9 protein-coding genes are annotated in these 11886 nt (G+C 36.3%); 4 read left to right on the forward strand and 5 right to left on the reverse strand.

What is annotated here, in order from left to right; genetic code table 11:
• Window positions 1-3 precede the first annotated feature (3 nt).
• From ADH92_RS00290 to yfmF, 3 genes are read right to left on the reverse strand one after another with little or no spacing between them, the layout of a single operon-like run.
• Window positions 4-411 carry a helix-turn-helix domain-containing protein gene (locus tag ADH92_RS00290; RefSeq protein ID WP_049495786.1) on the reverse strand — a complete coding sequence of 136 codons (408 nt, stop codon included), beginning with the start codon at window positions 409-411 and terminating at the stop codon, window positions 4-6.
• 26 nt (window positions 412-437) lie between these two features.
• Window positions 438-1712 carry an EF-P 5-aminopentanol modification-associated protein YfmH gene (gene yfmH, locus ADH92_RS00295; RefSeq protein ID WP_049495790.1) on the reverse strand — a complete coding sequence of 425 codons (1275 nt, stop codon included), beginning with the start codon at window positions 1710-1712 and terminating at the stop codon, window positions 438-440.
• Between the two features lie 8 nt (window positions 1713-1720).
• Window positions 1721-2968, reverse strand: a complete 1248-nt coding sequence (yfmF, locus tag ADH92_RS00300) for an EF-P 5-aminopentanol modification-associated protein YfmF (protein ID WP_049475081.1) — start codon at window positions 2966-2968, stop codon at window positions 1721-1723.
• A 155-nt stretch (window positions 2969-3123) separates the two neighbouring features.
• Here yfmF and yaaA point away from each other — a divergent pair, with 155 nt between their 5' ends.
• Together yaaA and recF are read left to right on the forward strand one after the other, a co-directional pair.
• Entirely contained in the window at window positions 3124-3486 is a 363-nt protein-coding gene (gene yaaA / locus ADH92_RS00305) for a S4 domain-containing protein YaaA (protein WP_049475062.1), read from the forward strand.
• A complete protein-coding gene (gene recF / locus ADH92_RS00310) occupies window positions 3486-4580 on the forward strand; it encodes a DNA replication/repair protein RecF (protein ID WP_049495794.1) in 1095 nt (364 codons plus the stop codon). The genes yaaA and recF overlap by 1 nt, the downstream gene beginning before the upstream one ends.
• 45 nt (window positions 4581-4625) lie before the next feature.
• Here the strand turns inward: recF and guaB are convergent, their stop codons facing one another.
• Together guaB and trpS are read right to left on the reverse strand one after the other, a co-directional pair.
• Window positions 4626-6107 carry an IMP dehydrogenase gene (gene guaB / locus ADH92_RS00315; RefSeq protein WP_003009220.1) on the reverse strand — a complete coding sequence of 494 codons (1482 nt, stop codon included), beginning with the start codon at window positions 6105-6107 and terminating at the stop codon, window positions 4626-4628.
• A 142-nt stretch (window positions 6108-6249) separates the two neighbouring features.
• Window positions 6250-7278: a tryptophan--tRNA ligase gene (gene trpS / locus ADH92_RS00320; RefSeq protein WP_049486041.1), complete on the reverse strand. Its 1029-nt coding sequence runs from the start codon at window positions 7276-7278 to the stop codon at window positions 6250-6252.
• A gap of 205 nt (window positions 7279-7483) precedes the next feature.
• Between trpS and ADH92_RS00325 the strand changes: the two genes are divergently transcribed.
• Together ADH92_RS00325 and ADH92_RS00330 are read left to right on the forward strand one after the other, a co-directional pair.
• Window positions 7484-9109, forward strand: coding sequence for an ATP-binding cassette domain-containing protein (locus ADH92_RS00325; protein WP_049486042.1), 1626 nt, complete (start codon window positions 7484-7486; stop codon window positions 9107-9109).
• A gap of 49 nt (window positions 9110-9158) precedes the next feature.
• Window positions 9159-11726 (forward strand): YfhO family protein, encoded by a 2568-nt coding sequence (locus tag ADH92_RS00330; protein ID WP_049495800.1) that lies wholly within the window; start codon window positions 9159-9161, stop codon window positions 11724-11726.
• Window positions 11727-11886 lie beyond the last annotated feature (160 nt).

Genomic DNA, 11886 nt, shown 5'->3' on the forward strand with positions numbered 1-11886 from the left:
CATCTATTTTACAGATGCTGTAAACTCATAAAAATATACGATATAAATCACAAAGCCAAGAATGGCAAAACTAACTAGTAGATAATACAGGATTGGTAACCAGCTCGCTTTCTGTCTTAATTTTCTTGAATGAAGCTCTTCGTCATCTACAAGTATCTCTTCATCAAATAACAATTCTTTCCCTTCACGAAAAGCTGTCAATAGGATGGACTCATCTAATCCCAAAGCCCATGCTAACTTTTTAAGATAGATCTGAGCGTAAAAGGGACTCGGTAATAGATCAAACTCATCATTTTCCAACGCTTCTATATAAGGAATTTCAATGGCTGTCTTACTTGACACATCTTGTAAACTCAAGTGTAAATTTACTCTTGACAGTCTTAACACTTGACCAATTGTTCTCTTCTTCATGTTTTCCCTTCTTGATACATTGTTTACTACTTTTGAAAAATCATATAATCAACCATCTCAGTCTGGTCGATGAACTGACGCCCTAATTTGATGATATCTTGTAAACTAATACCTTGTAAAATCTTTGGAAGATCATAAGAAGTGCTACCGTCTGAAAAATATTCAAACTGAGTGGCACTATACTCAAGCGAATTTAAACCTTGTAAGAAATCACCAAACATTTCGCTTTTAATCGTATCCAAATGTTCTTGATTCACATCTGGATCCTTCTCAAATTGTTTGATGGCTGACCTAAATTGATGAGATAAGGACACCGGTTCTTGAGTATCCATTGTCAAAATAACGAAATGAAATAATTCCTCAACCTCGACTTCAAGTGTCAATGAGTTGTCAATTTTCCCAGCTTCATATAAACTTTGAAACCGTTGCGAAGTCCAACCAAACATCATCGAAAATAGTAATTTCAACATCAATTTATAACGAAATTTTTCCTCTTCCTTAATGATATCATTTCCTCGAATTCCAATTGCCAACTTCGGAGTAGCAACTTCCATTCTACAAGATTGATTCAATCTTACTTCATTTTTTTCTACAGGAAAACGTTCTAACTCCACAGAAGGACGAGGAGAAGTCAGATCATATTTCTTTACTACTTGCAATACTTCATCAACATCAAAGTTTCCGATCACTAATAAATGCATTTGAGAGGGATGATAGAATAGATCAAAGTTTTCACGGAGATTATCTATTGTAATGTCAGAGATAGACTCCCTAGTCCCAGCAATATCATCTGCTAACGGCGTTCCAGGATATAAATTTTCTAAAGCACCAAAAAATAATCGATAGTCTGGACTATCTTGGTACATTCCAATTTCTTGTTGAATGATTTCTCTTTCCTTAGATATAGATTTTTCTGTAAAGGAAGCCTTTGAAACCATCTCTAATAACAATTGAATATTCTCAGGGACTTTTGAAGTTGTTGAGAAAAGATAACTTGTCTTTGTAAAGCTTGTAAAGGCATTACTTTCCGATCCTAAATGAACGAATTTTTTTAAATAATCTTGACCATTTTCATCTTCAAATACTTTGTGTTCTAGGAAATGAGCAATTCCTGCAGGATATTGCCGTTCATCACCATTCACCAGAATTCGTGTATCCACTGAGCCAAACTTAGTTGTGATGATTCCATAGGTTTCATAATAATCTTCTTTGGGAATTAAATGAATAGTCAACCCATTTGACAAGCGTGTAAAGTAAACTTGCTCACCAACTGATTCATAATATTTTTCTTTAATTTTCAATCTTTACACTACTTTCCTTCCATAAAATAAACAGACTGTAAATTAATTGTTTTTGCTACTTCAATAATTTCTTCTCTACTAACCTTATCGATGGACTCTAACCACTCTTCTAAAGAAAGGACTTTCTTTCCTAGGATCGTTTTCAGATATTCCCTTTCAATCAAGGTATTTTGCCGATCCTGTGCTAATAAGGTCGTATTCACCAACATTTCTTTTGTCAATTGAAGCTCTGACTCTGTAAACTTGCCTCGTTTTAAATCATTCAACTGTCGCATAATCAAGGTCATTACTTTCGTGCGAGATTCCTTATCAATGCCTGCAAAAACTCTCATAAAGCCTGTAAAAATATCAAAATGGCTAGAGATGGTATAAGCAAGGCCATCTTTCTCACGAATTACTTGAAAAAGTCTTGAATGCGAGAAAGCTCCCAGCATCCCATTTAATACAACTAGGGGGATATGGAGAGATTCTCCATACTGGGTAGAAAAATGGTAACCTAATTCTAAAATAGATTGTTGGTTTTGTTTTTGCTCTAACTTTTCTCTTACAACATTTGTAAAAGGTTGTTGATAGGTGACAGACAAATTGTTATCACGTGGCTTGAATTCAAACTGGTTCACTCGATCCACAATAGCGACCTCATTAAAATCGCCTATGAAAAAGAAGTCAATGTTATCTAATTGGAGCATCTGATGAAACTGTTCAAGAGAACTTTGAGCTGTCTCTTGTCTCACTAAATCAACTTTCCCCAATCTTGACATCCCGATTGTTTCGTCTTCAAAAAAAAGTTGATTCAATTGCCCATGTGCATAATAATAAGGCTCTTCAATTTCTGACTCCAAATCGGAAATCGTATTTTTCTTTTCAACGTCAAATGTATCACTGTCAAAGTGATCTTCTACTACCAAAGGTGAAAAGAAGATAGCTTCTATAATGTCCAAAACCTCATCAGTAAGAACATTTTTCTTGCTCAAAAAGTCATCGCGCACAAAGGAAATATTCAAATCAACATAATGAACACGACCCCTCTTAGAGACTGAGGTGGACAATTCTACCCCGTATAGACTCGCTAATTTTTCACGGAATAATTGTGAAGTTGGATATTTTTGATTTGCAGTTTCCATCATACAGGCTACTAAAACACGCGCAGCCACGGTATTTTCATCTAATGGCGATGAAAAACGGACTTTAATTTTATTGGTTTTAAATTTTTTTGATTGAAGAAAGTGAAGATTCACGCCCTTTACTAATTCCATTTTCATCCTCGTTCTACTCAATAGTAACTTTCATTATAACACGAAATCACACTAAAATCCTAATTCAAACTGTGAAAAAGCTCCTCAAATCACTCAACATTCTCTACCCTAGAAAAACTAAAAATATGGTATAATAACACGCAAAGAGGTGAACTATGAATTACAAATTATTTGATGACTTTATTACATTACAAGCAATCTTAAAAGAACTCGGTATTATACAGAGTGGTGGTGCAATCAAAGCCTTTCTTCAAGAAAAAGAAGTCTTTGTTAATGGTGAATTAGAACAACGGAGAGGCCGTAAACTTCGTGTCAATGATCAAATTGACATTCCTGAACTGAGCGTTACTATCACCATTCTTGAACCTTCTCAAGAAGAAATAGAAGAGCATCTTAAAGACAAGGAAGAAAAGGAACGTGTTGCTAAACTTGTCAAGCAACTCAATCAACAACAAAAGAAACAACCGAAAAAGTCTAACAAAAAAGAAAAAGCGATTCGCTTTCCTGGTATCTCGTAATGTGGTTAAAACACTTATCCATTCAACATTTTCGTAATTATCAAGAACTAGAAGTCGAGTTTCATCCTGGATTAAATATTTTCCTAGGTCAAAATGCTCAGGGAAAGACCAATATTCTCGAATCAATTTATTTTCTAGCTTTAACCAGAAGTCATCGAACACGAAATGATAGAGATCTCATCTATTTTGAATCCACCGATTTTAAAGTGTCTGGTCAATTACAAAGAGAAACTGGTCCCCTTCCATTAGAAATTTCCTTGACACCAAAAGGTCGGATAACTAAGGTAAATCATTTGAAACAAGCCAAATTATCGAACTATATTGGCCATATGAATGTTGTCCTTTTCGCACCCGAAGATTTGCAACTGATCAAAGGATCACCTGCAGGACGTCGAAAGTTTATTGACATTGAATTAGGTCAGATGAAACCTCTCTATTTATCCGACTTATCTCAATACAACCATGTACTGAAACAAAGAAATAGTTATCTAAAAAATTCAGAAAAAATTGATGCTACATTTTTGGAGGTCTTAGATTCACAACTAGCTAGTTTTGGAAGTCGCGTCATCCATCATCGGCTTGAGTTTATTAAAAAATTAGAAGCTAAAGCAAAAGAAAAACACACTCGACTTTCTGACAACAAAGAAGACCTATCTATTCAATATCAGTCAACTGTTTTTTCTGAAGAAGGAAATGATATAGAAGAGCAGTTTCTCTCTATGTTGGAAAAAAACCGTCAGAAGGATATTTTTAGGAAAACAACAAGTATTGGGCCTCACAGGGATGATTTGGCATTTTTTATCAATAATATGAATGCTACCTTTGGTAGTCAAGGCCAGCATCGAAGTGTTGTTCTCTCTCTAAAATTAGCAGAAATTGAATTAATGGAAGAAATCACAAGAGAAAAGCCTATTTTATTACTTGACGATGTCATGAGCGAACTTGACAATTATCGTCAACTTCAACTACTTGAAACCATCTCTAATAATATTCAAACATTTATTACAACGACCACTCTCGATCATTTAAAAGAACTACCTGAAGAGTTGAAAATTTTCACTGTTCAAGCCGGTCATATCAAAACAGCATCTTGACAATACTGTCAAGATGCTGTTATTTTTGTTTACAAATGTGTAAATTTATTGTGCCGAGTAGTTAGGAGCCTCGTTTGTAATTTGCACATCATGAGGATGGCTTTCTTTCAATCCGGCACCGCTCATTTCGACAAATTGTGCATGATCATGTAAATCTTGAATGGTTGCTGCACCAACATAACCCATACCTGAACGAATACCACCGATCATTTGGAAGACCATATCTGCTACAGAACCTTTATAAGCAACGCGTCCTTCAATTCCTTCAGGGACCAATTTATTGGCTTCATTGACAGATCCTTGGAAGTAACGGTCGCTAGAACCTTTCTTCATTGCTGCAATAGATCCCATACCACGGTATGTTTTAAATTTACGACCTTGGAAGATTTCTGTTTCACCTGGTGCTTCATCTGTACCTGCAAGCATTGAGCCAAGCATAACCGCGTTTCCACCAGCTGCTAGTGCTTTGACAATATCTCCTGAATACTTGATACCACCATCAGCAATGATCGTTTTTCCATATTCACGAGCTACAGCGGCTGCGTCATAAATAGCAGTCACTTGAGGAACACCAACCCCTGCAACAACACGAGTTGTACAGATTGATCCTGGACCAATTCCGACCTTAACTACGTCTACCCCTGCATCAAATAATGCACGAGCACCTTCAGCGGTTGCAATATTTCCTGCAATCAAGGTACGATCTGGGAAGTGGGCACGAATTTCTGCAATCTTACGAAGAACACCCGCAGAATGTCCATGAGCAGTATCGATGACAATTGCGTCTGCACCAGCTTCAAAAAGAGCTTCTGCACGTTCAAAAGTATCTGAAGTAACCCCTACGGCACCAGCCACAAGCAAACGACCAAATTCATCCTTAGCCGCATTTGGGAACTCAATAACTTTTTCAATATCTTTGATTGTAATCAAGCCAGAAAGACGACCATTTTCATCTACCAATGGTAATTTTTCAATACGGTGCTCTTGTAAAATGCGTTCAGCTGTTTCCAAATCAGTTCCAACCGGTGCAGTCACCAAATTTTCACTCGTCATATGATTTGAAATGGGTTGATTGTAATCAGAAATAAAACGCAAATCCCGGTTTGTAAGGATACCAACTAATTTACGATTTTCAAGTGTTTCAACAACAGGAACACCACTGATTCGGTATCGTCCCATCAACTCATCTGCTTCTGCAATTGTATGAGACGGAGTCAAATAGAACGGATCAATGATAACCCCATTTTCAGAGCGTTTTACTTTGCGTACTTCATCTGCCTGTTGCTCAATTGACATGTTTTTATGGATCACACCAAGTCCACCAGCACGTGCCATAGCAATTGCCATTTGACTTTCAGTCACCGTATCCATAGCAGCAGTAATGATTGGGATATTCAAGCGTAAATTACTTGCTAATTGTGTACTTAAATCTGCATCATTAGGCAATACGTGACTTTCTGCTGGAATCAAAAGCACGTCATCGAATGTAAACCCTTTTTTTAAAAACTTTGTGTCCCAATTAGACATTAGCTGGATCCTCTTTTCTTTTTATTTGAGCAAGGCTCGAATTTTTATTGTTAATATCATACCATTCTATGGCAATTTGTCAATCATTTATTGGTAAATTATCAATGAACAGTAAGAAATGTTCGCTTTTAATGAAGTCGTTTTATTTTTTAAAATAGGTAATTCCCATCGCAGATTTTACTTCATCCAGTGTTTGAGCTGCTACATTTCGAGCGCGCTCACTTCCTTTTTCAAGAATAGAGTAGACCTCACCCATATCCTTTGCAAACTCAAGTCGTCTTTCACGAATTGGTCTTAATTCACGATCTAAAATTTCTAAAAGATATCGTTTGGTCTTTACATCACCAAGTCCACCACGTTGATAATGTTCTTTCATTTCTGCAATTTCAGCTACATCTTCTGGACGGCCAAATACATCCAGGTAATGAAATACCATATTGCCTTCGATTTTTCCTGGATCCTCTACTTTAATATGATCAGGATCAGTATACATACTCATCACTTTTTTCTTTAAAGTATCCGCATCATCAGCTAGGTAAATGCCATTATTCAACGATTTAGACATTTTAGCATTTCCGTCTAAACCAGGTAAGCGCCCTGCTGCTTCATTTTCAGGATAAATCCCTTCCGGTTCCACCAAAGTATCTGTGTTGTAAGCATGATTAAAGGAACGCACAATCTCACGAGTTTGCTCAATCATTGGCTTTTGATCATTTCCTACTGGAACAAAATTCGCTTTAAATGCTGTGATATCGGCTGCCTGTGAAATAGGGTATACCAAAAATCCTGTTGGAATACTCTCACCAAAACCTTTTTGAGAAATCTCGGTTTTTACAGTTGGGTTTCTTTCAAGTCGCGCCAAAGATACAAGATTCATGTAATACATGGTCAATTCCGCTAATTCAGGAATCTGACTTTGAATGAAAATCGTAACTTTTTCAGGATCTAGTCCAGCTGCCAGATAATCCAAAGCAACATTACCAATAGATTCTACAATCGTTTTTGGATCTTTTGCATGGTCTGTCAAAGCTTGCTGGTCTGCTAGGAAAACAAACATATTATACTCGTCTTTATTTTGCAACAAGACGCGATTTTTTAAAGAACCAACATAGTGGCCGATATGGAGTTTTCCTGTCGGTCTATCTCCTGTCAGAATGATGGGTTTTGTCATACTCTTCTCCTTAATCGTTATCCCTATCATTATAGCACTTTCTAGTTGAAAATGTTAGTCTATCCTCTATGTTTGTAAGGAATTAACACTTTACTAAACTGTCAATTTCATTTACATCATTGTAAAAACAAATTGACAGTAAAAAAGTTGAATTTTCCCCTATTTTCTAGTAAAATGAAGACATTATAGAAAGAGGAGAAAATCATTGCTTACAGTATCAGACGTCTCACTACGTTTTAGTGATCGAAAATTGTTTGACGATGTCAATATCAACTTTACAGAAGGAAATACATACGGTCTCATCGGTGCCAACGGTGCTGGAAAATCAACCTTTTTAAAAATTTTAGCTGGAGATATTGAACCAACAACTGGTCATATTTCTCTTGGCCCTGATGAACGTTTGTCTGTTTTGCGTCAAAATCACTTTGACTACGAAGACGAGCGGGTCATCGATGTTGTCATTATGGGAAATGAAAAGCTCTACAACATTATGAAAGAAAAAGATGCTATCTACATGAAAGAAGATTTCTCTGATGAAGACGGCGTCCGTGCAGCTGAACTTGAAGGTGAATTTGCCGAACTCGGTGGATGGGAAGCAGAGAGTGAAGCATCTCAATTACTTCAAAATCTAAATATTTCAGAAGACCTTCATTATCAAACTATGAGCGAGTTAGCCAATGGGGATAAAGTGAAAGTTCTCTTAGCTAAAGCCCTTTTTGGTAAACCAGATGTCCTTCTTTTGGACGAGCCGACCAATGGATTGGATATTCAATCCATTACCTGGTTAGAAGATTTTCTGATTGATTTTGAAAATACGGTTATCGTTGTATCCCACGACCGCCACTTTTTGAACAAAGTCTGCACCCATATGGCGGATCTTGACTTTGGAAAAATTAAACTTTACGTCGGAAACTATGATTTCTGGAAAGAATCTTCTGAACTTGCAGCAAAATTACAAGCAGATAGAAACGCAAAAGCTGAAGAAAAAATTAAACAATTACAAGAGTTTGTCGCACGTTTCTCAGCCAACGCTTCAAAATCAAAACAAGCAACTTCGCGTAAAAAAATGCTTGACAAGATTGAACTTGAAGAAATTGTTCCATCTAGTCGGAAGTACCCATTTATCAACTTTAAGGCAGAACGAGAAATTGGTAACGATCTCTTGACAGTTGAAAATCTTTCTGTCAAGATTGATGGAGAAACCATCCTTGACAATATCAGCTTCATCTTACGTCCTGGTGACAAAACCGCGCTTATCGGACAGAACGATATTCAAACAACCGCTTTAATCCGTGCATTGATGGATGATATTGAATATGAAGGAACTGTCAAGTGGGGAGTTACAACTAGTCGATCATATCTACCAAAAGACAACAGTCGGGATTTTGCAGGTGGTGAAAGTATTCTTGATTGGCTTCGTCAATTTGCAAGTAAAGAAGAAGATGACAATACTTTCCTTCGTGGTTTCTTAGGACGTATGCTCTTTTCGGGTGACGAAGTTAACAAGTCTGTCAACGTATTGTCAGGGGGAGAAAAAGTTCGTGTCATGTTGTCTAAATTGATGCTTCTCAAGTCAAATGTTCTTGTACTAGATGATCCAACCAATCACTTAGATTTGGAGTCTATCTCAAGTTTGAATGATGGATTGAAGAATTTTAAAGAATCGATTATCTTTGCTAGCCATGACCACGAATTCATTCAAACACTCGCCAACCATATTATCGTTCTTTCAAAAAACGGCGTAATCGATCGTATTGATGAAACCTATGATGAGTTTCTTGAAAATGAAGAAGTTCAAGCAAAAGTGAAAGAACTTTGGAGTCAATCATAAAAATAAAGAGCCCTGAAATCATTATTTCAGGCTCTTTCAGTAGAAATATATGAATAAAATAAAGCTAAAAACATCCCTTTTTATAGTATCTTCTTTCCTGATTCCAGCTATCATGATGTTCTTTATTTACCTCTCACAAGGAATCTACTGGAACAGTGATACATCCCCCTTATTAGGAGATGGTTATCATCAGTATGTCATTTTTGATACCACACTTCGAAATATTTTACACGGGACAGATAGCCTATTTTACAGTTTTCAAAGTGGATTAGGCATTAATTTCTATGCACTCAGTAGTTATTATCTAGGAAGTTTCTTTTCTCCTCTTGTCTACTTCTTTAATGCACAATCCATGCCAGATGCTGTTTACCTCATCACTCTTCTTAAATTTGGAGCTATTGGGTTAAGCACTTATATTAGTTTACATGGAATGTTTTCTAAAATTCCTAGATCCCTGGTTCTTACCCTTTCAACCTCATTTGCTCTTATGAGCTTTGCTATCAGTCAAATTGAAATCAAAACTTGGCTAGACGTTTTTATCTTGGCACCATTAATTCTTTATGGATTTAAGAAACTCATTTACAATGAGGGAGAGGTTCTCTACTTTATCAGCTTAACCAGCTTGTTTATCCAAAATTATTATTTTGGTTTTATGATGTCTATTTTTCTCATTTTATGGTACTTGACACAACTGTCATGGGACATCAAAGGAATTGGAAAACGCTTCTTCCGTTTTGTAATTGTATCACTTTTATCAGTTATAACAAGTCTTGTAATGTTATATCCAACCTTCTTAGATTTACGCACTCATGGAGAAAGTTTTTCAAAGGTTGACAGTATCTTTACAGAAAAAAGTTGGTATCTTGACGTATTTGCAAAAAATTTCATTGGAAGTTTTGACACTACTAAATATGGATCAATTCCAATGATCTACGTGGGATTATTTCCACTTCTTTTAGCGATTACCTTTTTCTTTGTCAAGTCGATCAAGTTTCACGTGAAACTTTCTTACTTTATACTCTTGACCATTCTTATTTTGAGTTTTCGTTTTCAATTTTTAGATCTCCTTTGGCAAGGTATGCACGCGCCAAATATGTTTCTTCATCGATACTCTTGGATCTTTTCTTTGACGATTATTCTGATGGCAGGGGAAGTACTAAATAGAATAGAGGAGATCACTTGGATTCGTTTTAGTCTTGCTAATTTCCTCCTTATTCTAGGATTTGGAGCAACTGTCCTTTACAGCAGTCACTATAAATTTTTAGATGCTGTCAATTTCATTGTTACTTTTGAATTTTTAATTGCTTTCTATTTGGTCTGTTTAGGATTTATCCTAAAAAAGATACCGCCTAGACTTTTCTATCTTTCGATCCTGTTTTTCTCCATCTTTGAATTATCGGTAAATAGTTATTATCAAATGGAAGGAATTGCGAATGAATGGGTATTTGCTTCTCGATCATCCTACGAACGAGACTTAAAAGCCATCCAATCCTTAGTAAGAGAGAAGACAGACTCTAATTATCGGACTGAGATTCTACAGCCACAAACGGGCAATGATAGCATGAAGTATGGTTATAATGGAATTTCTCAATTTTCATCTGTACGAAATACGGATGCTAGCTCGACATTGGACAAACTTGGATTTAAATCTGAAGGAACCAACCTCAATCTTCGATACCAAAACAATTCTATTTTAATGGATAGTCTATTTGGTGTTCGCTATAATTTAAGCCAACAACCTGTTCAAAAATTTGGATTTAAAGAGATTGCAATCAAAAATGGAGTCTCACTTTCAGAAAACGAATATGCCTTACCAATCGCCTTTCTGTCAGCAAAACCTTATAAAAATACTTCCTTTACGAATTTGACACTGGATAATCAGACACGATTCATCCATCAAATCACAGATGAAAAATATAAATTTTATAAGAAATTAAATATTCTCTCGCCTACTTCACAAAATACTACATCTTCGTTGCAAACTGCAAAAATTGAAGAAGATAGTCATCTATCCTACGCAAGTATTCAATATGAAGTAACGGTTCCTGCCCATAGCCAACTATATGTCAATGTTCCAAATTTAAAATTTTCAAACGATGATCGGAAAGATATTGAAATCAGCTACAATGGACAGACCCAACGCTATACCATTGATAATGCCTTTCCATTCTTTTCGATTGGCCATTTTGACACAGAGAAAACAGTTACTATTCGTTTGAGTTTTCCAGAAAATTCGACAGTCTCCTTTGATACACCAGAATTTTTTGCTCTGGATCTTGACCAATACACACAAGCTATCGCTAGCATTCGTCAGCAAGAAGTTGCTATTCACAAAAAGAAAAACAAATTGGTAGCAGCCTATAACGCAAATAGAGACACTACTCTTATTTTTACACTCCCTTATGATAAAGGCTGGTCAGCTAAACAAAATGGAAAGCCTATCCAAATTCATCGCATCCAGAAAGGATTGATGGGAGTTCGTGTTTCAAAAGGATCCGGAACAGTCACCTTAACATTTGTTCCCCAAGGCTTCATTGAAGGACTCATTGCCTTTTTCGTTGGAATCATTCTCTTCTTCCTCTACGAATGGAGACAAATAAAAAGACGAAAAAGTTAAGGAATCTAACTATCGTTCACTTATAAATAAAAGGCTAGGATAGTCATTATCCTAGCTTTTTCAAAACAAAAAAACACCCAAATGGGTGCTATACTAGCTCCGCCAGTAGGACTCGAACCTACGACATCATGATTAACAGTCATGCGCTACTACCAACTGA

This window comes from Streptococcus parasanguinis, from assembly GCF_001073155.1.
GTDB classification, from domain to species: Bacteria; Bacillota; Bacilli; order Lactobacillales; family Streptococcaceae; genus Streptococcus; species Streptococcus parasanguinis_D.